Origin of the sequence: Peptoniphilus sp. KCTC 25270 (assembly GCF_021012875.1) — a bacterium.
In the GTDB taxonomy this organism is placed as follows: domain Bacteria; phylum Bacillota; class Clostridia; order Tissierellales; family Peptoniphilaceae; genus JAJMZJ01.
Genome location: NZ_JAJMZJ010000001.1, coordinates 593,956 through 618,500 on the forward strand (window position 1 = coordinate 593,956; position 24,545 = coordinate 618,500).

The window sequence follows — 24,545 nt, forward strand, 5'->3', positions numbered from 1 at the left end:
ACTCTGTAGCATCAGCTACAGAGTTAAATTCCAATACTTTTTTTAAGCAAAGCAAGAGCTTGCTCTGGATGCTGACGACTCATAACACCTAAAGATGCCATAATATAATCATTGTCAACTAGAATTTCTGCCTCTTTTGTAGGCAACAATTCATGTCCGGAATTTGAACGAGCAATTTTCTTCATCATTTCGATGCGATTTGGCAATCGAGACAATGCACCGCCCGTACCAATTATATATTTTACTGTTGTTAAATCTTTACCTTGTGCTAAAGTTTTCTTTCCTTCAGCCCCATACATATCTCTATAGGTTCCAGCATGTCTTTTTACAGCAGTAATTGTTGCATATTCTGCTAAAATTTCTGAAAATTGAATGTCGATCTCTGTAGAAGGAATTGGCTGATGTTTTTCGATAATTTCTTCCAATTCTTCCATAGAAACGTTCATCTTTTCTGCAATATTTTCTTTGCCTATAAACTCTACCACATTTGGCATACTAACATAGCATCCCAAATCTCCCTCTACGGAACGCTTCGCCTTTGGTTCTGGAGAAATTAAGATTCTTTGAATCTCTTCGCTGACTTCAGCTACAGAGTGAACATCTGTTGTCGCTCCGCCAACATCAATAGTCATCAAGTCCCCTAATTCTTCATATAGCAATCTGCTTGCTTCCATTACAGCGCCAGGCGTAGGCATAATAGAGCCATTTACCAACTCAGTAATTTTTTCCATACCAGGAGCATGGATAATATGACGTTCAAAAACATCTTGAATTACAGCACGAGTTGGTTCAATATTCAATTGATCTATTCTTGGATATACATTGTCAACAATATAGATTTCCATTCCTGCTTCTTCGAAAATCAATTTGATTTCTTCATCGTTTTCAATGTTTCCTGCATAAATAATAGGAGCTTTAATATCTAATTGCGCTATTTTCTCTGCATTTTCTATGGCAGTATCTCTTTCCCCATAGTCAATACCTCCAGCAATTAGAATAATATTTGGCTGAATTTCTTCGATTTTTTTCAAATCGGTTCTTCTTAATTTCCCAGAAGTGATGAACTTAATATTCGCACCAGCTCCTAAAGCAGCTTCTTTTGCCGCTTTAACCGTCATATCATAGACTAGACCATGAACTGTCATTTTAAGTCCGCCAGCAGCTGAACTAGTCGCAATCAACTGATCCCATTCAAGAGAGTCGAAACCGGCGTTTTTTTTGAAATCCTCGATTGCATTATTGACTCCAATGTTAACATCACCGTCTTCTACGGATGTGAAAGCCTGACCCTGACCTATAAAAATAGGTTCAGAGCCAGAGAAATCAAATCCATTTATAACAGTTGTCGTTGAGCCAATTTCTGCTACGAGCAAACTGATTTTAGACATTAGTTACCCTTTCTGCGATTTCTTTCTTTTACTAAGAAAGTAGCTACATCATTACCATGAGTACCACGACCGAAACCTGCATCTACACCAGCTTCTACGGCTAAGTCATTAGATACTTGAGTACCACCACCAACGATGATAATATCGTCGCGGATACCTTTTTCTACTGCGATTTCATGAATTTTTGCCATGTTTTTATAGTGAATGTCGTCATGAGAAATAATAGTAGAAGCCATGATGCCATCTGCTTTTACTTCGATAGCGGCATCAACCAATTTTTCTGGTGGTACAGAAGTTCCTAAATAATGAACTTTGATACCATATTTTTCAACACCACCGTGTTTGATGTCGATGATTTCACGTAAACCTACAGAGTGCTCATCTTGTCCTACAGTACCAGCAACTACTGTCATTGGTTCTTCTTTGATAGCATCACGTAAGACATCGTCACTATAGATTTCTGGTTTAGGTGGAATTACCAATTGATCCAAATCGATATCAAATGGTACTTTCCCTTTAATTTCTACACGGCAACCTTCTGCTTTTTGAAGAACTTCAACGTTGATACATTCAACGTCTTTAAGGCCAAGATTTTGCCCCATTTTAATGGCTGCATATTCGGCTGTACGTGGATCGGTAGTCAATACAGTTGTAATTTGAACAACTCCGTCCCCTCTCCATTCCATTTCTGGGATGATGATGTTAGAGTTTACATATTTCTTTTGATTTTCCAAACGAACATTTACGTTGTCTGTTTCATCCAATTCATCAATGTAGATGATTTTTTCTGGATCTTCTAGTGTACAGTTTCCAATTAGTTTAGATGGATTATCAACAGCAGATTCATCGTACTGAGCTACATTGTTGTAACCGTAGTGAGCGGTTACAGGAGCCAAATAATCTTCTGCTCTTTCATATACTGTGTTTACACCAACTCCACCTTCAATATCACGAGCGATACCGTCGCCATTACGCGCTGGGTATTCTGCTGAATCTACGAAGAAACCTTCTTGAACTGCGTTGAAGTAACCACCAGCTGCGATAATTTCTTCTAGATATAAGATAGATTTTTCTTTGATTTCACGAATTTTAGATTTCAAAGGTTCTTCATCAGAACGAACCTTAATAAATTGCATAATACCGTCTAAGCCGTTATATGCTTGTTTTGCGTTGTCACATGCTTCGATATTGAAAATATGCCAAGGTACATTACGTCCTTCATCTGGAGTAATTGTAGATTGGATATCTGCACTTGTTAATTCTGAAGTTAAAATATCTAAAATATGAGTTACTGTTGCTTCACGAGTTGAAGCCGTCATATATTTTGTATTTTGTTGTGCTCTCATTTTGTAGTCAGTGAAGAAATCTCTCAACGCTACAGCGTATGGAAGATTCATTCTCAAACTTGGAGCGGGTTGTGCTACTGGAGGTACTGTTGAAAGACAGATATTGTCTTTTTTCATACCAACTTTTACAGAGTATAAAGAGTTGATACCGTGTTGTACCATCAATTCAGGAATTACTGTCCATGCTTGGATTGCTGTTGCATTGGCATTGTGAGCACCGTCAATTTGAGCGATACCAGCATAAGCCATAACTGTTTTTGCTTCCCCAGCATCAACGAATGAACGAATCATGTTAATGTTTCTGTACAATACGTTGTATTGAGGGTCTTGGTGAGCACCGTTAACGCCTTCTTCTGCAAACAATACAGCAACTTCTGGTCCAGCTACCCCAGATACATAAGAATGGTAGTTAATTGGTCTTCCTACTTCGTCCTCGATTAAGTCAATTGCTTTTCTTTGAGCACGTAAGTGTTTTCTAGTAATGGCATTACCACCAGTACCTTGTGGAGTACCTTCCATCAAACCATCCATGTGAGATTGACCCGCAGTACGGATTACCATTAAGTGGTCGGCACCATGCCATGCGCCCATTCTCATACGGCGAATATCATCTTCTGGACGTCCAGAAGCGATTTCTGTTGTAATTACTGGCATTGGTTGTGGGTCAATACCTTTCAAAGAAGAGATAGAACCTGGTAGTGGTTGAGAATTTTTCAATGGCTCAGAAGTTTCATAGTATGTGAAATCTCCGATTTTTCTTTCTTCTCCTCTACCATTTCTCCAGTGCCATCCACGGCTTCTTGGATAATAGTTTTCCAAACCTTCAAAAATTTCTGGAATATTAATTTTTTCGTCTGGATTTAATGGCTTCATGCCATTCATACGTTTTGCATCTTCTTCTGGAGTTAGCTCAAGTCTATAATAGTCATCTTTAATGTGTTTCCATTTTCTCTCAGCCATTATTTATCTCCTCCCTTAAATACTGCGATTGCTTGATCCCAAAGTTCGCCATCGATTAGTTTCAAACCAGCATCACGGATTTCAAGGTTGTTGTCTTTTGCCATTCTATAAACAATATGACCAACCCCATGAGAAATCAAGCCGCGGTCTAAAGCTCCTTCAACCAATGACATTGTTTCAACACTTGAGAATCCCATTCTTAAAAGAACAGAACGTTCAATAGAAGGAGTTGTATTCTTTTTAGCCAATTCAGTAATTGGATCTACTACTTGTTCAACAAGCTCCCAAAATCTTTCTTTTAATTGCTCATCCGTTAGATCCGCAAGATGTTTTCTTCTTTCCTGAAAGTCATCTTTTCTTTCCATGTTTCGCCTCCTATAAATTATTTAACGTAAGGAATTTCCAACTCATCTAAGAAACCTTTTACAGCGTCAACGTCTGATTTAATCTCAGCTGCTAAGAATTCAAGGTCTTCTTTAGATACTTCTTCAACCTTATGATTTTTTACTGCATTTTTAACATAAGATCTTCTAGTTTTATTTATATCCATTTCTGATACTTTTACTAGACTTGGGTGAGAAGGAATAATGATATTTTCTCCTGGAACTTCTTCAGCAGGATCACCTACTCTTACATCAATTCCATTTTCTTTCGCAAAAGTCAACTGAGGATTGATGTGTTTTCCTGCACCAGTGTATTCTGTTTCTTGTACTACTAAGATTGCATCTTCTGGTAAAGTTTGGGCAACCTTAAAAGCTACTGCCAAGGAAGTATTCCCTGCTGGTCCTCTTTCCATACCTTCTAGCTGAGCCAATAGCTCTGTAATATAGAATACAGAACCTTGAGTAACTGTTACATAGCGGTCCATATATCTCATTGGGCGAGCCGCACTTCTTGGAACGTCACTACGATCTGGATACGTCGCAAATGGTACACCAAATCCAGTATGCCCTGTAGTAAAGCTTTTACGGTTAAATTGATTATCACTAGCCATGTGCAAACCAGACAAGTCAACAGACGCTGCAATCACTTCTGTATCTTTTGCTCCTGCTCTTAATAAACCTCTAGCAGTACCTGTTAAGTTACCGCCACCAGCATTTGTAGCAATTACTACTTCTGGATATTTTCCATATTTTTCTTTACATTCTTCTGCAATCTCAACACCTAGAGTTTCGATACCACGAACTCCAAATGGAGAATACAAAGAAGCATTGAAGAAACCTGTTTCTTCTAATAAAACTAAGTTGTAATAGAATAATTCAGGACCTACAGTTAATTGTGCAACTTCAGCGCCAATTGCTTCACAAGCTCTCGCTTTTTCGATGATTTCTGGTTGACCAACGCCACGTGAATCAAAACATTCTTGAACGACAATGGTTTTCAATCCTACCATAGCCGCTTGTGTTGCTACACCAGTACCATAGTTACCACTTGTTGCTGCAATAACGCCTTCAAAACCTTGTGCTTTTGCGTATTGAACGCTAGTAGAAGCACGTCTTGCTTTATATGATCCAGAAACATTGCTTGCTTCGTCTTTTACAAGAATACGAGCACCCATTCCTTCAGGCGCACAAGTACGAGCCAATTTAGTTAGGTTTCTAAGTTCTAATAAAGCTGTATTACCTACCCCATGATTTAATTGATAATCACGGATTTCTTCAAAAGTATAAGGTACAGATTCCATCATGCCTTCATAATCAAAAGCGATTCCACCTGTTTCGAATTGTGCATAATCGAAACCAAGGGCTTTTTTCATAATCTCGCCATTACGAGACATAACTGCATCATAACTTAAATCTCTTGTCATTTTGCATCACCTTCCTCTGCTAAAATTTCACGAGCTTGACGTCCGATGAATAGCAATTCAGGAACGTTTTTACCATAACTATGGCTCCAGAAAGGATTTACCTCTGTTAAAGTTCCCTTCACTGTACGACCGATATAAGTTTCTACCTCAACTTCATCTCCGATTGAAGCTTCATCAGCCAATAAAAATCCTTTATGCCATAATTCCAAAGGTACATTTGCTGTATCTTCAGGCACGCTACCAGCACGTTCGCCAGCAGGAAGTACAATGGCATGAACTCTTACCCAATCTCCTCTTTTAGCGTCCATATTTCGACTCCTTTCAAAACAAACATTTTAATAAATTAAAATTATTTACAATCTTGCATAAGCAAAATTCTTTAATAGATGACAAGCTCTTGTTCGATAAAAAATCGACAAAAACAACACTTTAGACAGATTTATGTCTATATTCTAATTATGCAACATTCTAGAATTCCTTTCAAGTCGAATTTGTGATTTTCAATATCTTAACCAATTACACAATATATCAAGTTTCGTCGTCTAATCCCATTAGAGCGTTGGCGAAATCCTCTCCATTAAATTTTTGTAAATCATCAATCCCCTCACCAACACCTATCATTTTGATAGGTATGTGAAGCTCATGCACCAATGGTAATATTACCCCTCCTTTGGCAGATCCATCCAATTTTGTCAAAACTATTCCCGATAAATTTGTTGACTCATTAAATGTTTTTGCCTGGGATAAAGCATTTTGCCCTGTTGTAGCATCTAACACCAACAATGTTTCTCTTGTTGCATCAGGGGCTTCTCTATCAATGATTCGATTGATTTTTTCCAACTCGTTCATAAGATTTTTCTTATTATGAAGACGGCCTGCCGTATCACAAATCAATACGTCAACGTTTTTAGACTTTGCGGATTGTACACCATCAAAAATTACCGCTGCAGGATCGGCCCCTTCTTGGTGAGCAATTACTTCCACATTTGCTCTTTGTCCCCATGTTTTTAACTGATCTATAGCCGCCGCTCTAAAAGTATCTCCCGCTGCAATCAATACAGATTTGTTTTGATTCTTCAACTGTTGAGCCAACTTCCCAATGGTTGTCGTTTTTCCTACACCATTTACCCCAACCATTAAAATAATCGTTGGAGAATCTTGTACATGAAGTTCTGAATCAATGTCTTCGCGAGTTAAAATTTTTCTCATTTCGTCAGCCAATAATGGACGAACCTCTTGAGGATCTTTTATTTTTTCTTCCCGAATTCTTTCGTTCAATTGATCAATTAAATACATAGTTGTATTCATTCCAATATCAGCAGAAATCAAAGTATCTTCTAAGTCTTCCATCATTTCATCGTCAATTTTTACATAGCTTCCAAGAATATCCCCTATTTTATTTCCCATATTCTTGCGAGTTTTCGTTAACCCTATTTTTAATTTTCCGAAAAAAGATGGAGCTTCTTTTTCTATTTCGCCCTTTTCTTCTAAAACCTCTTCTGTAGATTCTTCTAATGTGCTTTCCTCTACCATTTCCGGCGAATGGTTGTAGTCATCGGCCGCTTCAACCAATTCATCCTTTTCTTCTGGAATCTCTTCTGTAGATTCTTCTAATGTGCTTTCCTCTACTATTTCCGGTGAATGGTTGTAGTCATCGGCCGCTTCAACCAATTCGTCCTTTTCTTCTAAAACCTCTTCTGTAGATTCTTCTAAGGTACTTTCCTCTACTATTTCCGGTGAATGGCTATAGTCATCGGCCGCTTCAACCAATTCGTCCTTTTCTTCTAAAACCTCTTCTGTAGATTCTTCTAAGGTGCTTTCTTCTACCATTTCTGGTGAATGGCTATAGTCATCGGCCGCTTCGATTGGTTTTTCTTCAGATCCTTCTTTTTTTTGCGATTCTTCTGATAAGTTTTTACCTTCTACTTCTTCCTTTGTTTCAGATTTGAACTTCTTTTTTATCCAATCCAACATGTTGATTCGCCTCCTCTAATTCCATAGATAATACACTCGATACACCTTTCTCTTGCATAGTTACCCCATATAAGTAATCTGCGATCTCCATCGTAGATTTTCTATGGGTAATCATAATGAATTGTATATCGTCCATTTTTTGTAAGTAACTCGTATATCTCTTAATATTTGCCTCATCTAGGGCTGCATCAATCTCATCCAAAATACAAAATGGCGATTTCCTTCGTTTTAGCAAAGCAAACAATAAAGCCACCGCTGTCATAGAGCGTTCTCCCCCTGATAAAAGAGATAAGGACTGCAATTTCTTCCCTGGCGGCTGCACACGAATTTCAATTCCTGATTCCAATAAATCTTCCTGCTCTTCTAGATGAACTTCCGCTTTTCCACCATTAAATAAAATTTTGAAGATTTCATTAAAGTAGATTTGAATTTCTCCAATGGCTTCTTGGAACAAAATACGCATTTCTTTTTCCAGCCTTTTAATGACTCCCTCCAGCTTATTTTTCGAAACGCTTAAATCTTCTTTTTGGTGGGTTAAAAATAACAAACGTTCCGATACTTCCTTATATTCTTCAATGGAATTTTCATTAATCGGCCCAAAACTAGAAAGCTCTCGCTCTACTTTTTTCAAATTTTTGTTCAACTCTTCCAAAGAAGTTTCCGTATCAAATGTATTATTCTCACGATCAAAAGGAGAAATCGTCTCTTCCATTTCTTGAAGAATTTCTTCTCTTTCGCTACTATAATTTTCCAAACGCACTTTGTATTGCTCTTCTTGTCGATTCAAACGAGTTAACGCTAAGAAAAGTTTTTCCAATTCTTCTTCCTTTGCTTTTAACTGCTCTTGAAAATCTTTCTTTTCTGAAAATAATTTTTCCATTTGCTCTTCAATTGCATTTTTTTCTTGCAATTCTTCCTGAAGAGTTTTTTCCCATTCTTGAGAATGAAACGTTTCTTCTTCCCACTCTTTCTCCTTCTCAATTTTTCTTTGGGCTAAGTTTTGATTTTCTTTGGAATAGTTATTTATTTCCTTTACAACTTGATCTTCACGAAGAGTTAATTCTCTTAACAATCCGCTATATTCACTTACTTTTAAGCGAGATTGATGAAGGTTGCCAAAAACCTCTTTTACCTTTGCTTCCCATTCTGATAAATGATTCGAAGGAGTAGGAATCGTTTTTTCCTCTTCTTGATTTAAGAAAAGAATTTCTTCCTCTATTTCCCTCAATTCCAAAACATTATTTTCCATTTGTAAATTTTCGTCTTGGACTTGCTTGTCTAACTCTTCAATCCTACTGTGAATGGATTCTTTAGAAGATATGCTTCTTTCAAAAATCTTTTCCAAGTAAAGGATGGATTTTGTTAATTTTTCGATTTCCTCTTCTACGAATTGATTTTGAGACTGGATTTCTTCTCCCTGAAATTTAATCTTCTCTAAAATTTCCTTTTCTTTTTCCAAAGATTTTTCAATTTCTTTTATCGATTGCCTTTTTGCTTCTATCTCATTTTTTCGGTTGTATAAATCCGTCTGATTGTTACGAATCGATCCACCAGTAATGGAACCACCTATTTGAAACAACTCCCCAGAGGTCGTCACAATTTTATACTTTTGGTTTAATTCTCTAGATAATTTTTTTCCTTCCTCTATGGAATTTACCACGAGAATTCTCCCCAGTAGATTTCCTATCGCAGCGTGAATCTTTTCATCATAACGAACACAGTCTAAAGCAATTTGAAAATCTACTGTCGTACGATTTCTCAAACCACTTTCAATAGATCTTGGTTCGATTGTGTTCAAAGGATAAAAAGTTATACGTCCCATTTTATGGTTCTTTAAGAAGTCAATCATTTGAGAAACCTTTTGATTGCTTTCAATGATAATATTTTGGGCTCCTCCGCCTAATGCAACAGATATGGCCGTTTCATAGCCTGTTTTTACAACAATATTTTCTGCAACAGGCCCCAATATTTCTTCATACCACTCTTGGTTCTTTCCATTTTTTAGAAAATTTCGCACAGAATGAGAGTAACCTTCAAAGTTTTCCAATACTTTTTTTGAAAATTCCCATTCTCTTTTCATTGACTCATGCGTTCCTGTAAGTTTCCTTAGGCGTTCCAACCCTTCATTATAAGAAATCGCCAAAGAATTTCTTTCTTGTTCTCTCTGCTCTTTTTCTTTGGATAAATTTTCCTTTTTCTCCAAATAGGAATCCATCTCTTTTTGACGTTTCTCTATTTCCTCAATGACTTCTTTTTCTTGTCCTTGAAAAGATTGTAGATGGCGCAAAAGATTTTCTTTTCTTTCAGATCTTTCTTTTAAGAAATATTCCAAAGAATCCCTTTTTGCCAATAATTTGCTACGATTTTCAAAATTCGCCTTTCCCTGTCTCTCTAATTCAAAGGCTTTTTCCTTTTCCGACTCAAAAATTCCATTCTTTTTCTCGTAATCTTTCTCTAGAAAATCTAAGCTTTCTTTTTCTTTATCCAAATCAAAGGTAAGAGCGGTTTTTTGAGAAGATATTTCCCTTAATTCTTCCTGCAAACCATGAATTTTTTCTTCGTTTTCTAAAATCTTTTCTCCCCACTCTTTTCCTTGGGTAACCATAGATTCTTTCTTATAAGTAAAATTCGAGAGTTTCCCCTTTATCTCTTCCATATGGCGAACTTTTTCAATTCGCTTTTGCTGTAAATCTTCCACCGCTTCCTCTAACTCAAGAATACGCTGAGTTCCCGCTTCTTGATCTTTGGCCAGTTGTTCTTTCACTTCCAACTTACTTTGAAGAATTTGATTGTTTCCTTCAATTTTTTCTTGAATTTCTTGGACTTTCCCTTGAATTTCTTTCTCTTTCTTTGTCAAAAACTGACTGAGGATTTTCTCTTTTTCTTTCCGCTTTTCCATTACGGTCAAAGCCTTTTCGCTTTCCACTTTTAGATGCTTTTCTTGGGAAGCTACTTCCCTTAATATATCATCGATACGCAAAAGATTATCTAACGTTTTATTTAAGGAGCGTTCCGACTCTTCTTTTCGTGTTTTGAATTTTGTAATTCCTGCCGCTTCTTCAAAAACCGCCCGACGATCCTGTGGGCGATTGCTTAGAATTTGATCAATTTGACCTTGGCCGATAAAAGAATAACCATCCTTCCCAATCCCCGTATCCATAAACAATTCACGAACATCTTTTAGACGAACTTTTTGCTTATTAATATAGAATTCACTTTCCCCGGAACGAAACATTTTTCTTTTAATGCTAATTTCTTCATAGGCCATAGGCAAGTATTGATCTTTGTTATTAAAATACAAAATAACTTCTGCATAACCTAAAGGACTAATCGTATCCGTCCCTCCAAAAATAACATCTTCCATTTTGCTTCCGCGCAGTTGTTTGGCACTCGTTTCTCCTAACGCCCACATGATGGCATCGATAATATTGCTCTTCCCGCTACCATTGGGCCCTACTACACCGGTTATTCCATCGGTAAAATGAATTTTCGTCCGCTTTGCAAAGGACTTAAAACCAAATAATTCCATTTGATTCAAATGCATGCTCTCACCTAAAATCTTTCATCGAAACTTCTAACGTTTCTTTTCCTGTATCTATTAAAAATTTTTCTGGGTTTTTTGTATTTACAAATTGCACTCTTACATTAAAGGCATCTTCTATTTTCTTTTTCCCTATTTTATTGGGACCAACCAACCCATTTATATTTTTTTGTGTCCCTTTAATGATTAGATGATTCCCTATTTCATTTCCCTCTAAAACGCTTCGTGTACGATAATACACGCGCAAGGAATTGGCCCATTCCCTCATTTGAGGGTGAACGGGTCCTGCTACAAAAGAGCTTTCTTCTTCAAAAGGAGGAAGCCCTACGCGAATAACAGAAATCTTGTGTTTAGAATAAAACTCCAATAACTCTGCCACCCATTCTACAGATTCTTCCAGAAACAAGGGATGATACTGCCCTTTTTTATACATTACTTCCAGTTCTGTATCACGAATAACCAAAGTTGGGTAAATCCTCACAAAATCTGCTTTCATTTTTTTAATCCAACGAGCCGTATCCATTGTTTTTTCAAAGGTATCTTCGGGTAGTCCAATCATTTGTTGAAGCCCTAAATCCAACTCCAACTGGCGAATTGTTTCGATAGACTCTTCATAGATTTTTATATTCCCTCCTCTACCAGAGGCCTCTCGCACTGTGGAATCTATACTTTGAATGCCCAGTTCTACCGTTTTTAATCCCATTTTCTTTAGTTCCACTAATTCATTCTTTCGAATTGCATCGGGGCGAGTGGAAAAACGAATGGAATCGATGATTCCTTTTTCCATATAATTTTGAACCCCTTCAAAATATTCCAACTGCTTTGAAAATGGCAACATGGTAAAAGTTCCACCATAAAAAGCCACCTCGATTGGATGGTCTTTTTTGAAATAAGAAATCTGTTCCTCAATTCTTTGGCGAATTCCATCCAAAGATAGGGTCTCCTCATTTCCCGTAATCCGATTTTGATTGCAGTACACACATAAATGAGGACACCCTTGGAAAGGAATAAAAATTGGTATGATGTTCTTTTTACTCATAATCAATGCCTTCCAAAGCCATTTTGGCCGCTACCGTTTCCGCCTTTTTTATAGAACTACTTATCCCTGTTGCTATTTTTTTCCCATCAATCCATAACTCCACTGCAAAACTCTTATCATTATCTGGCCCAAAGGATTGTACTAATTTGTATTCAATGAGATTCCGCTTCCATTTTTTCTGCACCCACTCTTGTAACTCCGATTTGTAATTTCTTCTTTCCACAGAAAAATCATATTCTGATAATAATGTTCTTTCTACAAACTCCCCTACAACATCTAGGCCCTTATCCAAAAAAATAGCTCCCACGATTGCTTCATAGACGTCATCCAAAGGGAGCTTATATTTTTTATTATTTTGTAGATTCACAGATATTTTTACAAATTTTTGAAGATTTAATTTTAATGCAGCTTTATACAAAGAACTGCCCTGTACAATATTTGAACGTATTTTCGATAAATCTCCCTCTGAATATTCCGGAAATTTTCGAAAAATATATTGTCCAACGTAAAAACTCAAAATAGAATCTCCCAAAAATTCCAATCTCTCATAGCTTTCCAAAGAAAGTCTAAACTCCCTCTCCCGACAATAGGATTTGTGGGTTAAAGCTTGGAAATAAAGCTCATTTCTCTGAGATTCAATACCTAACAAATCTAGGAGTTCTTGAAAGATTTTCTCCTCAAGCTTCAATGTTTTCAATCAACTCCAATACATCCCCAATGGTTTTGATTTCCGCTAACTCTTCATCTTCCAATTGGATATCAAATTCTTCCTCTAAACTCATTACCATTTCTACCAATTCAATAGAATCCGCATTCAAATCATCCACAAAGTTTGTATCTCCATTTAAGTTCTCAATGGAAACATTGAACTGTTCTGCAATCATTTCAAGTATTTTTTCTTTCATTTTCCTACTCCTATATACTCATTTTTTCTATCATATTGCTCTCTATCATCTTAGCCAAAACAGCAGCGCCATTGTAAATCGCTTCTCCATTGGAAGAACCATGAGCTTTAACTACCGGTTTCTTCAATCCCAACAACGGAACACCGCCTTGTTTGTTATAATCCAAATCATGGAAAATAGATCCCAACAGTGTTTTGATTTGCAACATAACTTCCGGTGCCAAATCTGCTTTTGCCATGTTTTTTTGCATCGCACCAAGTAAATATTCTACCACACCTTCAGCCGTTTTTAGTGCAATATTCCCAGAAAATCCGTCTGCAATCACTACATCCACATTCCCAGAAAAAATATCTCGTCCCTCAACGTTTCCAATAAAATTCCAGTCTGATTCTTTCAATAGTTGGAACGTTTCCTGTGCACGTTTGTCGCCTTTTCCTTCTTCTGTACCCACGTTCAAAAGACCGATACGAGGATTATCTATTCCAAGGACATTTTCCAAATACGCTTTTCCCATTTCAGCAAAGCTAACCAACAACTCCGGATCCGTATCCATATTCGCACCAGAATCTAAAACCAAAGTTTTTCCATTTTTATTTGGAAGAAGTACCGGTAACGCTGCACGTTTTACTCCATCCAATCTTTTTACAATAAACAAGCCGCCAGCAAGTAGCGCACCAGTACTACCAGCACTAAGAAAACCGTCCACTTCCCCACTGGCAAGGGCTTTTAAGCCAACTACAGTGGAACTGTTCGGTTTTCTGCGAATACTAACCGCTGGATCATCTGTATTTTCAATTACTTCTGTCGCCTCAAATATATGATTTTCTTCTTCCTTTTGAATCAAAGGACGAAGAATTTCTGAATTTCCAACAAAATAGGGTGTAATACCAAGCTTTTCTTTTGCAAGATAAGCTCCTTCAATTATAGCCTCTGGAGCATGATCTCCTCCAGCGCAATCAAATAATAATTTCATAATATCCCCTTTCTTAGTTCTATAAAATAAGTGTACAACATGGAGGCTTAAGAATGCAACAAATAGAACCTATTTTCTCTTCTTTCCTATGGAAAAGGAAAATAAAAAAAAGCACAATTCCTCAGAACTGTGCTTTTGGTGCGGGAAAGAGGACTTGAACCTCCACGTCGTTGACACTAGATCCTAAGTCTAGCGCGTCTGCCAATTCCGCCATTCCCGCATATAAATTTGTTACTTGATAATGATAACAGCATCGCTGTTTATTGTCAAGTTTGTTGGAAAAAATTATGGGGTGGATAGTGGGGATCGAACCCACGACCTCCAGAGCCACAATCTGGCGCCCTAACCGACTAGGCCATACCCACCATATTTTTTACAACAGAAATATAATATCATGTAGAAAGAATTCAGTCAATAGATTTTTTACATTTTTTTTAATAATTATTTTAAGAATTTTTTCAATTCCCTTAAAGCGTTGCCTCTATGAGAAATTCCATTCTTATCATCTTCTGACATTTCAGCAAAACTATTTGCATATCCTTCTGGGATAAACAATGAATCGTAACCAAATCCATTTTCCCCTTTTTCTACTTTAGCTATTGTACCATAGCAACGTCCTTTTAGAAAGTGAATTTCCTGATCTTTTTTTACAGCCAATACTGTTTCAAAATAAGCCTTTCTGTTTTCGGTTCCTTCTAATTCTTGAAGCAATTTCTTGCGATTTTTATTATCATCACACTCTTCTCCTGCGTAACGAGCCGAAAATACCCCTGGTCGACCCTCTAAAGCTTCTACAAATAGCCCTGTATCATCGCCTATAAAATAAGTTCCAGGATCTTGAAATGCTTCTATTTTTTTCTTTGCATTTTCTTCTAAAGTTTCCCCGTCTTCTACTACCAAGATTTCTCCATAACCTGCCTCTGTTTTTGTCAAAATTTCGAAATCTAAATCTTTCAAAATTTCTTTTATCTCATGAATTTTATGTTGGTTATCGCTTGATAATACAATTTTTTTTCGTTCCATAATTTCCTCCAAAATAAAAAGAGGCTTAGCCTCTTTTCATTTATCATTATAAATATTTTGCTTTGTAGCTATTAATACCATTATAAATTCCTGTTGCCAATTTATCAAGATATCCGGATGAATGAATGGTATTCATATCTTGTTCATTTGATAAAAATCCTAATTCTACCAAGGCAGCAGACATTTCGGTTGTTCGAAGAACGGCTAAATCTGGACGATTCTTAAGGCCTCTACTATGTTCTCCTGTAGCTTTAATTAAAGCATTTAGAACTTCTTGCGCTAAAGCTTTTTGGTTTCCTTTTTTAATACTTACATCATCTTCTGAAGCGTAAAGTACTTCAATTCCGTGGGCTTGTGTACTTCCGGCAGAGTTAAAATGAATGCTTAAGAAAATATCCGCACTGGCATCATTTGCAATATTTGCTCGGTTATACAAGCCAATAAATTCATCTCTAGAACGAGTCATAATTACGTTGTATCCGTTACTACGCAATTTTGCTTCTAATTTTTTCGCAACTTCTAAGTTTAAGTCTTTTTCTCTAGTTCCATCAAAACTAACTGCACCACTATCTTTTCCACCATGGCCAGCATCTACCACTACTGTTGTACCTGCCGTATTTTTGGGTGCAGGCGTTGGTTGTGGAGTTGGCTCTGGAGTTGGTTCCGCCACTTCATTTGAAGCGACTGGCTCAGTATAGCTTGTTTCTGGAGCGACTACTTCATCTTCAATCCATGTTGGGCCTTGTACAGATCCATTGGAAATTCTTGCGATTGTATCTTTTTGATTCCATTCTACATTAAAACCAAAGGATTCAGATAAGAATCGCAAAGGTACCATAGTCTTATCTTCTCCGCCCTTTTGCATATAGTAGGCTAATCTAGGAATAGAATCACTATTCAACGTCTTTTTTACTCCATTTACATAAACGATATTGCTGTTAATTTTTAATGTCACACTTTGTTCTCTTAATTGAATGGTTACAGATTTCGCTCTTTGATTCCATTGCACATTTGCTCCCATTAATTCTGTCAATTCTCGAATCGGTACAAACGTACGATTCTCATCTATGTAAGGAGAGAAATTGCTACGCAAATAAAATCCATTGACCTCAACATCCGCTCGGTATACTTGTCTTTGTCTTCCGTTTACTTGAACTCGCATCGCTTCCGCCTTAGCGTGAGATGCATCTGTAAAGCCTATCACAACAAAAAGACAAAGCAATAAGCCGAATATCACTTTTTTCAAATAAATACCCTCCTTTTTTAACACTCTGTAATCTTTATTATTGCGGTTTCTACAGACAATGTCAATAAAGGAGAGATTTTGTAACTCTATTGTAATGAGTCAACAGAATATAACGCATCGGCTTTTGGTGGTTCAATTGTTTTTTTGATTCCATCAAAATTTGTAATGATTTTTTCATTGGTCGAAGTGACCACCCCTATTTTCGCAAAGGGGATCTCTTTTTTCTCTAATTCCGTTTTTAATTCTTTGTAATCTTCCGGATGAATAACAATAAGCATGGATCCACTAGAAATTAATTTGTATAAATCAATTTGGAAATGTTCTGCAATGGCTTTTGTAGAAGGTAGAACCGGAATGGATTCTCGCTCAATTTCTACTCCATAGCCAATTGCTTCGGAAGCTTCCCAGATGGCTCCTTCTATTCCCCCTTCGGTTACATCATGCATATATCCTATGCGATAGGAAATGGCCATTTTCCCTTCTTCACTTACACTTAATAAATTTACTAAGTTTTTTCCCTCTTCAATTAATTCTTTGTCTAGTGCCTTTTGAAGAGATTCTTCTTGATCTTGAGCCAAGATTGCAGTGCCTTCTAACCCAGCGTATTTTGTCATGCAAACAAAAAATCCTGGTTCAATTATATCTTTTTTAGGAATTTTATTTTTAGGAACTCTACCAATAACAGTGGTAACGATTAAAGGTTTTGTAACAGCGTCTGTAACCTCTGTATGACCACCAATTAAATCCATATTTAATCGTTCACATTCTTCGTTTACTTCGTCCATAATTGTTGTAATCACATTTTTATTGCTATGAGGCGGCAATAATAGAGTAATTAATATCCCTACTGCATCGGCTCCTTTTGTAGAAATATCATTTACGCTTACATGAACGCCTAATTTTCCAATATTTGAAACAGCTCCTGTAATTGGATCTGAACTTAGGATGATATAATCTCCTTCAACATCCAATACAGCAGTATCTTCTCCAACAGATGCACCTATTTTAACTTCTGATCTTCTAGTTTGTATTTCATTTAGAATTAGACGATTCAATTCTTCATTGGACAACTTTCCAATCTCTAATTCATTGTTCATTATTGACTCCTTCGTTTGCATTGCCATTGATTACATCGTTACTTGCTTCAGTGGAACCATCTACAATCGTAAAGCGAAAATATTCTACTCCGTCGATGGTGGAAGATGGTTGTTCTTGGATTTCTCCCATCCCCATAGATTTTAAGTCCCCAATCCATTTATCCAATGGAGCACGATCTTGCGCCTGTCCGTTGATTTCTATGGATCCATTGGCATATTGAATGCTAGAAACATTAATTTCTTCTGGCTTAGAAGCGTTAATCGAATTAATTTTCATAGATAAATCCACATCCCCTTGGATTTCTTGTGAAGCTCCTACTTCCTCATAAGTTGTACTGCTTGAATTAGAGGAGTCAGACAGCTGGGCCTGTAATTCTGCATTCTTTGCCTCTAAATTTTTCCCATACAAAAAAGCACCTAGGATGGTTAATAAACCCAATATTAAAATTATTGTAAGACCATTTAAGGGCAGCTTTTTTCCGTTTTTCTGTGGTTCCTCTTTTGTTACCATATCTTTCTTTTTATTTTCCATAAAATTCTGTATTACCTCTTGAATGGGTAAAAATTCTTTCCCTTCAAATCCTTCCACTGTGTTTGTTATTGTATCTGCACCTATTTCCTCTGCCAAATCTCCAAAAATTATTTTTTTGGATTCTCCCGTAAATCCAGAGGATAAAGAGCGGATACCTTCTTGATCATTGTATAGCGATTGAGCAAATTCTTTTTGAAAATCTTCTTTTGAAAAATTCAAAATTCTTTCGTCAGATTTTCCTATCATTAAATGATGATAGTCTTGATTGGATAATTTATACTTCTCTGACAATCTTCCCATACTTTCTGCCTGAAAATTTTTAGAATAAAATTCCTTATTTCCAAATCGATGAAATCCCCAAAGTCTATGGCCTATTTCCCAAACCTCAGTCCCCTCTTTGTCACCTAAGTAACCGGAAATTACCAAGGATAGAGGAATTATTGTCAATTTTTTAATGGAAAAATCTCGAAGCATTTCTTCCCATGCTTTTTTCAAATCTTTAGGAATAATGGAAATGAACAGGTTTTTTTCTAAGGAATCATTCGGTTTTTCCACCTGAATCGATTCCCATTCGTATTGATCTATATCTTGTATAAAAATTTCATTAATTTCATTTGTCACAAAAGACCGAACTTCTTCTTCCTTTAAGTCGGGGATTAAAACACTACGAGTAACAATCTCTGAAGAGCTTAAAAATATAGATAGTTCTTGTAAGTTCACATCTAAATTTCCATTGGCGACCATCTTTTTTATAAAATAGCGCAATTGACTAGAATCTTTGGGGTATCCATTTTCCAAAATTCCCGGCGCAAAAGAAAGCTCTTTTGTAGCGGTAAAACGTTGGTCTATTGAGATAAATTGACGAATCTTTGTGTCATCTATAAATAAAATTTGTTTTTTTGAATTTGCCATAGCTACCTCCGTCTATATTATATCAATAGAAAAGTAAAAAAGAAACAAGGGAGCCTAAGAGTAAAAAGGGAAACAAGGGAATTTTCGTCTTTCTACTTCCCTTTTTTTGAAACAGAAGAAACCCTCCGTAAAGACTTGCCATTCCAAAGCCCAATGCAACCACCCATAAAAACTCTATAAAAGAATTGTGGAATAAAGACAGGATGGAAAGCAAAGCAGAATCTCCCATTCCAAAAGAATTCTTTTTTATAAAATGGAAAGCAAAACATGCAACCGAAACCAAGGCAAAGGAAACGATAGAGAAAGATCCTAGAATTATTCTACATAACAGGGCCATGAAAAAAAGAAAAACCAAATCTCTTATATAAACCTCCATTGTTGAAATATCTTCTAAGGCCAAAAACAGGAAAAGGAAATAAAATCCTCCAATAAACCAGAAAAGAAAAGAGATTTCTCCTATTTTGTAAAAGAGCAAAATACTTAGCAAGCCGCCTAAGAACTCTATGATTGGATACTTTTTCTCTAGCTTTTTTCCACAGCATTGACTTTTCCCTTTTAGGATAAAATAGTGAAAAATAGGGATTCTTGCTACAACACTCAAATTTTTTCCACAAAAATCACAGTGGCTTCTTCCTTGAATCCACTGCTCCTTTTGGCTTCTTCGATAAGATATAAGTTGTAGAAAAGAAGCGAGAGAAGCCCCACATAAAAAGAATAAAAGATAAATCATATTACTCTGCTTCTGGTCCATTTACTTCAACGATTTTATCGTCATTTACCTCAACTTCTCCTGGAGAAACTTCAATATTTCCATTTTTATAGGTTACCGTAAAGTTCTCCGCCCCTGTTCCTTTGGCCGGTTTTGGCATTTTCCCTTTTTCTAAATATTTTGCCAATCCATCATTTATGGGCCCATCTTCTTTCATTTCTGGATGATCCGAAACATAAAGCATACCTGCATTTTTTAGGATTCGAACGTTCGCATTATGGGCTGTTGCCTGAGCTGATAAGTTAGATTTTTGATATTTTGGAATCGCAATGGCCATTAAAAGAGCCAAAATTGCAATTACAATAACAAGCTCAATCAGCGTAAATCCTTTTAATTTCTTCTTTGCTTTTCTCATAATTTTCTCCTTTACAAAGTATTTACCATATCAAACATAGGAATCGCAATTGAAAATACAATAAATCCTACGATTAGGGCCATAATAATAATTAAAATTGGTTCTAAATAGACGCCTAACTTCCCTATAAACTGATCCATTTCTTCCTCTAATAATTCAATAGATATTCCAAGCATCGGCAGGAATTGAGAAGTTTTTTCTCCTGTATGTAGTAGGGCGTATTCCCTTTTTTCTAATATGTCGTTTTGGTAAAGAGATTCCACAAAAGGCTTCCCCTTTTCCAAATCATAGATTACTTTTTCAAACAATTCTTTCAAATAAAAGTTTTCCGTTAAATGCCTTGTATTTCCCATAATTTGAAGGAGAGGCACACCCGTCTTCATCTGAATTTCTAAAGAGCGAAAAAAATTTAGTTGAAATTGCTTACGGTAAAAAGAGCCCAGTATAGGAAAATGATAGAAAAATCGATCCATTTTTCTTCTTGATTCTGGCTTTTTATAGAAAAAATAAAATAACACAAGAAAAAGCAAAAGGAAAATTCGGTAAAACATTCCATATTCTTGGAAATGGGTAGAAATAAAAATTAAAAATCGCGTTCCTAAAGGAAGCGCCGAAATTTCTCCCAATGTATCAGCAAAAACAGGCAATACATATTCTAGAATAATTTGGCTCACTACAATAGATGTTATAAGCAATAGAATCGGATAAGAAATGGCATTTACAATTTTCTTTTTGATTTCTTCTTCCTTTTTGTAATATTGAGCCAAGCTTTGGAAAGTAAACCCTAGTTCGCCGCTTACTTCTGCACTTTGTAACATTCCAAAGACCAAGGGAGGAAATACTTTGGTTTCCTTTACAGCATAGGATAACATTTTCCCCTCCACCAAAAGGGAGTGCATTTGATCTAAGGCTTTCTTTTTCCAGCCTTTGGTTTCATATTTTATAAATTCAATTCCATCTACCAAATCAATCCCATGATTGATAAGCAACGCCAATTGAGAAAACAAAACGCTCAAATCTTTGGCATTATATCTCCTTGGAAGCAAAATTTTAGAAGACTTCTCCGCAGAATCGATTGAGATGATTTTCCAATTTTCTTCTCGTAATTTTGATTTTGCCTCTTCTATGGATAATCCTTCTACAATCCCTGCTATCCGCTCCATTTTTTCATTGTATGCTTTGTATCTAAATTTCATGGCAGCACCTATAATGTCGTAATCGCTCGATAGGCTTCTTCTAAAGAGGTTTCCCCTTGGAGTAATAATTCCCGCAAATTTTCTTTTAGAGAAACCATCCCCATCCTCTCTCCTTGTTTTCGAATGGCATCCAATTGCAAATCCTTATGAATCATAGAGCGAATCTTATCATTTACAATTAGAATTTCAAATACTGCTTTTCTTCCTACGTATCCATCTTTACAATGTTGACATCCAACTTTTTTATAAATGGTTTGATTGTCCAATGCAAAAATCGAATCATTCGTCTTTTCTTCTGTCTTGCATTTAGGGCAGAGAACACGAACCAATCGCTGAGAAATTACAGCAGTAATTCCCGCCGAAACCATATAGGGCTCTACGCCCATATCTAGTAATCGAATAATAGAAGAGGGAGAATCACTAGTATGAATCGTTGAAGTTACCAAATGTCCCGTAATGGAAGAGCGCAGGGCAATTTCTGCCGTCTCCGCATTTCGAATTTCCCCGATCATCAAAACTTCTGGGTCTTGCCGCAACATAGATTTTAGACCATTTTCAAAAGTTATCCCTGCCTTTGGGTTTACTTGTATTTGATTCACCCCTGGAATTTGAAATTCAACAGGATCTTCTATTGTTATAATATTTCTCTCTTCTGTATTCAGCTGTTGCAAAAATGTATATAGAGTCGAAGTTTTACCTGACCCAGTTGGACCTGCTACCAAAATAAGTCCTTGTGGTTGCTTTAATAACAATTCCATCAACGTCCGCTGCTTTTCGTTCATTCCGATTCCTTCCATGGAATATTCCAATCCCAAAGGATCCAATAAACGAAGCACAATTTTTTCTCCCACAATGGTAGAAATAGAAGAAACTCTTATGTCAATTTTTTTGTTTTTCAAGTTTTGGGTAAAACGACCATCCTGAGGCTTTCTTTTTTCTGAAATATCCAAGGACGATAAAATTTTAATTCGAGCAATCAATTCCGAAAGCAAAGAAGAATTATACTGGCGATAGACAAAAAGAGAACCATTTTTTCGCATACGAATCCGGAACCCTTTTTGAAAGGGTTCAATATGAATGTCAGAACATAGGTTTTCTGCAGCATATTCAATTAAATGTTCCAATAAATGAACCGCTGTTTCTTCTTCCCCATTCTCTCTTTCTTCAAAAAGAGAACTCGGTTCTTCTTTTCGCGCTTCTTCTCCAAAAAATATTTTTTCCGATACTTCCACCAGCTCAATGGAATGCCCCAAAAGAAATTCCATATCATCTTTCACTGTGTGGGAATATTTCAAAATACCAAAGCGAATTCCTTCTCCATTATCCAAAGAACACACAGGAAATGTTTTGAATACCTTTGAATCTATGCCAGAACTCTTCATACATGCTCCTATTTTTATTTATCATTTCTCTGATAATCACATTTTGCATTATGACATCGGATTTGCGTGCTATTCTTAAATTCTTTCTTCGTCAATATACTTCCGCATTTTGGACATTTTTCATTTATTGGTTCGTTCCATGAAACAAACTCACACTCTGGATAATTGCTACAACCGAAGAATTTTCGTCCCTTTTTGCTTCGTTTTACAATAATATCTCCCGTTTCACAATCTGGGCATTTCACGCCAATTTTTTCTTCAAAGGGCTTTGTATTTCGACAGTCTGGAAAACCAGGGCAAGCCAAAAACTTTCCGTAACGGCCCATTTTTATAACCATGTTCTTTCCACATTTGTCACAAATTATATCTGTTGGCTCATCGCGAATTTCTACTTTTTCAATTTCTTTTTCTGCTACAACTAAGTATTCTGCCAACTGTTTATAGACACGATCTACAAGAACTTTCCATTCTAAATCCCCTTCAGCAATTTCATCCAAACCAGATTCCATTTTCGCCGTAAAGTCTTTGTCTAAGAAATTGGGGAAATATTCTACCAACAAATCATTAACGGTTTCTCCCAATTCCGTTGGAGCCATCCTCTTCTCTTCCAATACAACGTAATAGCGAGAAAGCAAGGTTGTCAATATAGGAGAATACGTACTTGGTCTACCAATTCCTAATTCTTCCAAGAGTTTAATCAAAGACGCCTCATTATAGCGAGCGGGCGGTTGCGTAAAATGTTGCTCTGGCTTGATTTCCTTCGATGGAAGACTTTGTCCTACATCCAATAGAGGAATGTCTGAGTTTCCTTCTTCTTTCATAGGATATACACGTAAAAATCCTTCAAATACCAACGTGCTACCAGAGGCTCGGAAAATCTGGTTATTGGATAAGAATTGCAATTTCTGTGTTTTGTATTGAGCACTTTGCATTTGAGAGGCCACAAAACGAGTCCAAATCAAACGATACAATTTTAACTCATCCCGAGACAAACTGTCTGAAATACTCTCTGGTGTGCGAAAAACATCCGTAGGACGAATGCATTCATGAGCATCTTGAGCATTGCCCTTGGTTTTTGACCAAGAATTCGCCGCTGAATATGTATCACCAAATTCTTTAAGAATATATTCTTTTGAACTGGCTACTGCCTGAGCCGAAATACGGGTTGAGTCGGTTCTCATATATGTGATCAAACCAACGGATCCTTCTCCTGGCAAACTAACCCCTTCGTATAAACTTTGCGCTACACTCATGGTTTTTCGTGTAGGAAAATTCAAACGTTTTGAAGCCTCTTGTTGCATGGTTGATGTAGTAAAAGGAGGTTGTGTCTTTCGACTTCTTTTTCCTTCTTTTGCTTCATCTACAACAAAACTTTCCTTATCCAAAGATTTCATTACTTTTTCTACATCTTCTTCATTGGATAAAGGATTGCTTACATCTTTTCCATTTTCACGAATACCAAAATATTTTGCTTCTAACTTCTTACGACCATTTTTTAAGGTCGCTAAAATGCTCCAATATTCCTCTGGAATAAAAGATTGAATTTCATTTTCTCTATCACAAATTAATTTCAAGGCAACTGACTGAACGCGTCCCGCACTTAACCCTGATTTTACTTTTTTCCACAATAAGGGACTGATTTTATATCCTACCAAACGATCCAAAGTACGGCGAGCCTGCTGAGCATCGACCAAATCCATATCGATTTCTCTAGGACTTTTAATTGCTTTTTTAACCGTATCTTTGGTAATTTCATTGAATGTTATACGAATCGGACCTTTTGGATCCAAGCCCAAAATATGACTAAGATGCCAGCTAATGGCTTCTCCTTCACGATCCGGGTCGGTAGCAAGTAAGATTTTATTTGCTTTTTTTGCTTCTTTTTTTAGCTCTTTAATCAAATCGCCCTTGCCACGAATGTTAATATACTTCGGTTCATAATTGTTTTCTATGTCAATTCCCAAGGTGGATTTTGGTAAATCACGAATATGACCTACAGAAGCCACTACCTTATAATTGCTTCCTGCAATTTTTCGAATTGTTTTTGCCTTTGTCGGTGATTCGACAATAATTAAATTTTTCGCCACATTAACCCTCAAT

At 36.5% G+C, this 24,545-nt stretch carries 20 protein-coding genes and 2 tRNA genes; all 22 read right to left on the reverse strand.

Features of this window, described 5'->3' with window-relative positions:
- Positions 1-23 precede the first annotated feature (23 nt).
- The 22 genes from LQU94_RS02885 to topA all read right to left on the reverse strand — a co-directional run bounded on the left by LQU94_RS02885 (position 24) and on the right by topA (position 24,532).
- Positions 24-1,388, reverse strand: a complete 1,365-nt coding sequence (locus LQU94_RS02885; protein WP_230635087.1) for a GlmL-related ornithine degradation protein — start codon at positions 1,386-1,388, stop codon at positions 24-26.
- Positions 1,388-3,694: a D-ornithine 4,5-aminomutase subunit OraE gene (gene oraE, locus LQU94_RS02890; RefSeq protein WP_230635089.1), complete on the reverse strand. Its 2,307-nt coding sequence runs from the start codon at positions 3,692-3,694 to the stop codon at positions 1,388-1,390. The genes LQU94_RS02885 and oraE overlap by 1 nt, the downstream gene beginning before the upstream one ends.
- Positions 3,694-4,059, reverse strand: coding sequence for an ornithine aminomutase subunit alpha (locus LQU94_RS02895; RefSeq protein WP_230635091.1), 366 nt, complete (start codon positions 4,057-4,059; stop codon positions 3,694-3,696). The genes oraE and LQU94_RS02895 overlap by 1 nt, the downstream gene beginning before the upstream one ends.
- Before the next feature lie 17 nt (positions 4,060-4,076).
- On the reverse strand, positions 4,077-5,501 hold the full coding sequence (ortB, locus tag LQU94_RS02900) for a 2-amino-4-oxopentanoate thiolase subunit OrtB (RefSeq protein WP_230635093.1): 1,425 nt from the start codon (positions 5,499-5,501) through the stop codon (positions 4,077-4,079).
- Positions 5,498-5,809 (reverse strand): 2-amino-4-oxopentanoate thiolase subunit OrtA, encoded by a 312-nt coding sequence (gene ortA, locus LQU94_RS02905; RefSeq protein ID WP_230635095.1) that lies wholly within the window; start codon positions 5,807-5,809, stop codon positions 5,498-5,500. The genes ortB and ortA overlap by 4 nt, the downstream gene beginning before the upstream one ends.
- Positions 5,810-6,029: 220 nt before the next feature.
- Positions 6,030-7,475 carry a signal recognition particle-docking protein FtsY gene (gene ftsY / locus LQU94_RS02910; RefSeq protein WP_230635097.1) on the reverse strand — a complete coding sequence of 482 codons (1,446 nt, stop codon included), beginning with the start codon at positions 7,473-7,475 and terminating at the stop codon, positions 6,030-6,032.
- Positions 7,441-11,019 (reverse strand): chromosome segregation protein SMC, encoded by a 3,579-nt coding sequence (gene smc, locus LQU94_RS02915; protein ID WP_230635100.1) that lies wholly within the window; start codon positions 11,017-11,019, stop codon positions 7,441-7,443. The genes ftsY and smc overlap by 35 nt, the downstream gene beginning before the upstream one ends.
- Before the next feature lie 4 nt (positions 11,020-11,023).
- A complete protein-coding gene (locus tag LQU94_RS02920) occupies positions 11,024-12,055 on the reverse strand; it encodes an elongator complex protein 3 (RefSeq protein ID WP_230635102.1) in 1,032 nt (343 codons plus the stop codon).
- Positions 12,048-12,752, reverse strand: coding sequence for a ribonuclease III (gene rnc, locus LQU94_RS02925; RefSeq protein WP_230635104.1), 705 nt, complete (start codon positions 12,750-12,752; stop codon positions 12,048-12,050). Before rnc ends, LQU94_RS02920 begins: the two co-directional genes overlap by 8 nt.
- Positions 12,733-12,960, reverse strand: a complete 228-nt coding sequence (gene acpP, locus LQU94_RS02930; protein ID WP_230635106.1) for an acyl carrier protein — start codon at positions 12,958-12,960, stop codon at positions 12,733-12,735. Before acpP ends, rnc begins: the two co-directional genes overlap by 20 nt.
- A 10-nt stretch (positions 12,961-12,970) precedes the next feature.
- Positions 12,971-13,933 (reverse strand): phosphate acyltransferase PlsX, encoded by a 963-nt coding sequence (plsX, locus tag LQU94_RS02935; protein WP_230635108.1) that lies wholly within the window; start codon positions 13,931-13,933, stop codon positions 12,971-12,973.
- Positions 13,934-14,069: 136 nt separating this feature from the next.
- Positions 14,070-14,153, reverse strand: a tRNA-Leu gene (locus LQU94_RS02940).
- 68 nt (positions 14,154-14,221) lie between these two features.
- Positions 14,222-14,298, reverse strand: a tRNA-His gene (locus LQU94_RS02945).
- Positions 14,299-14,374: 76 nt separating this feature from the next.
- Positions 14,375-14,956 carry an RdgB/HAM1 family non-canonical purine NTP pyrophosphatase gene (gene rdgB, locus LQU94_RS02950; RefSeq protein ID WP_230635110.1) on the reverse strand — a complete coding sequence of 194 codons (582 nt, stop codon included), beginning with the start codon at positions 14,954-14,956 and terminating at the stop codon, positions 14,375-14,377.
- A 46-nt stretch (positions 14,957-15,002) separates the two neighbouring features.
- Complete coding sequence (locus LQU94_RS02955) at positions 15,003-16,193, reverse strand: N-acetylmuramoyl-L-alanine amidase (protein WP_230696359.1); 1,191 nt, start codon at positions 16,191-16,193, stop codon at positions 15,003-15,005.
- Positions 16,194-16,288: 95 nt separating this feature from the next.
- Complete coding sequence (locus LQU94_RS02960) at positions 16,289-17,299, reverse strand: AIR synthase family protein (RefSeq protein WP_230635113.1); 1,011 nt, start codon at positions 17,297-17,299, stop codon at positions 16,289-16,291.
- The gene (locus LQU94_RS02965) at positions 17,289-18,743 is read right to left on the reverse strand and encodes a hypothetical protein (RefSeq protein ID WP_230635115.1); all 1,455 of its coding nucleotides are present in this window, start codon (positions 18,741-18,743) and stop codon (positions 17,289-17,291) included. The genes LQU94_RS02960 and LQU94_RS02965 overlap by 11 nt, the downstream gene beginning before the upstream one ends.
- Positions 18,744-18,765: 22 nt before the next feature.
- Positions 18,766-19,494, reverse strand: coding sequence for an A24 family peptidase (locus LQU94_RS08105; protein WP_370631500.1), 729 nt, complete (start codon positions 19,492-19,494; stop codon positions 18,766-18,768).
- Positions 19,475-19,867 (reverse strand): type II secretion system protein, encoded by a 393-nt coding sequence (locus LQU94_RS02970; RefSeq protein WP_230635117.1) that lies wholly within the window; start codon positions 19,865-19,867, stop codon positions 19,475-19,477. Before LQU94_RS02970 ends, LQU94_RS08105 begins: the two co-directional genes overlap by 20 nt.
- Positions 19,868-19,878: 11 nt before the next feature.
- Entirely contained in the window at positions 19,879-21,063 is a 1,185-nt protein-coding gene (locus tag LQU94_RS02975; RefSeq protein WP_230635119.1) for a type II secretion system F family protein, read from the reverse strand.
- 8 nt (positions 21,064-21,071) lie between these two features.
- Positions 21,072-22,445, reverse strand: a complete 1,374-nt coding sequence (locus LQU94_RS02980) for a GspE/PulE family protein (protein WP_230635121.1) — start codon at positions 22,443-22,445, stop codon at positions 21,072-21,074.
- A 14-nt stretch (positions 22,446-22,459) separates the two neighbouring features.
- Positions 22,460-24,532, reverse strand: a complete 2,073-nt coding sequence (gene topA / locus LQU94_RS02985; RefSeq protein WP_230635123.1) for a type I DNA topoisomerase — start codon at positions 24,530-24,532, stop codon at positions 22,460-22,462.
- Positions 24,533-24,545: the final 13 nt, after the last annotated feature.

What these genes read in the sequence shown, in the direction of transcription:
- plsX (WP_230635108.1), bottom strand. Translation starts at nt 13,933, where the DNA reads ATGAAATTATTATTTGATTGCGCTGGAGGAGATCATGCTCCAGAGGCT.
- rdgB (WP_230635110.1), bottom strand. Translation starts at nt 14,956, where the DNA reads ATGGAACGAAAAAAAATTGTATTATCAAGCGATAACCAACATAAAATT.
- LQU94_RS02895 (WP_230635091.1), bottom strand. Translation starts at nt 4,059, where the DNA reads ATGGAAAGAAAAGATGACTTTCAGGAAAGAAGAAAACATCTTGCGGAT.
- oraE (WP_230635089.1), bottom strand. Translation starts at nt 3,694, where the DNA reads ATGGCTGAGAGAAAATGGAAACACATTAAAGATGACTATTATAGACTT.
- LQU94_RS02970 (WP_230635117.1), bottom strand. Translation starts at nt 19,867, where the DNA reads ATGAGAAAAGCAAAGAAGAAATTAAAAGGATTTACGCTGATTGAGCTT.
- LQU94_RS02960 (WP_230635113.1), bottom strand. Translation starts at nt 17,299, where the DNA reads ATGAACAATGAATTAGAGATTGGAAAGTTGTCCAATGAAGAATTGAAT.
- LQU94_RS02975 (WP_230635119.1), bottom strand. Translation starts at nt 21,063, where the DNA reads ATGAAATTTAGATACAAAGCATACAATGAAAAAATGGAGCGGATAGCA.
- LQU94_RS02980 (WP_230635121.1), bottom strand. Translation starts at nt 22,445, where the DNA reads ATGAAGAGTTCTGGCATAGATTCAAAGGTATTCAAAACATTTCCTGTG.
- ftsY (WP_230635097.1), bottom strand. Translation starts at nt 7,475, where the DNA reads ATGTTGGATTGGATAAAAAAGAAGTTCAAATCTGAAACAAAGGAAGAA.
- LQU94_RS08105 (WP_370631500.1), bottom strand. Translation starts at nt 19,494, where the DNA reads ATGGACCAGAAGCAGAGTAATATGATTTATCTTTTATTCTTTTTATGT.
- LQU94_RS02885 (WP_230635087.1), bottom strand. Translation starts at nt 1,388, where the DNA reads ATGTCTAAAATCAGTTTGCTCGTAGCAGAAATTGGCTCAACGACAACT.
- ortA (WP_230635095.1), bottom strand. Translation starts at nt 5,809, where the DNA reads ATGGACGCTAAAAGAGGAGATTGGGTAAGAGTTCATGCCATTGTACTT.
- LQU94_RS02965 (WP_230635115.1), bottom strand. Translation starts at nt 18,743, where the DNA reads ATGGCAAATTCAAAAAAACAAATTTTATTTATAGATGACACAAAGATT.
- smc (WP_230635100.1), bottom strand. Translation starts at nt 11,019, where the DNA reads ATGCATTTGAATCAAATGGAATTATTTGGTTTTAAGTCCTTTGCAAAG.
- ortB (WP_230635093.1), bottom strand. Translation starts at nt 5,501, where the DNA reads ATGACAAGAGATTTAAGTTATGATGCAGTTATGTCTCGTAATGGCGAG.
- acpP (WP_230635106.1), bottom strand. Translation starts at nt 12,960, where the DNA reads ATGAAAGAAAAAATACTTGAAATGATTGCAGAACAGTTCAATGTTTCC.
- LQU94_RS02920 (WP_230635102.1), bottom strand. Translation starts at nt 12,055, where the DNA reads ATGAGTAAAAAGAACATCATACCAATTTTTATTCCTTTCCAAGGGTGT.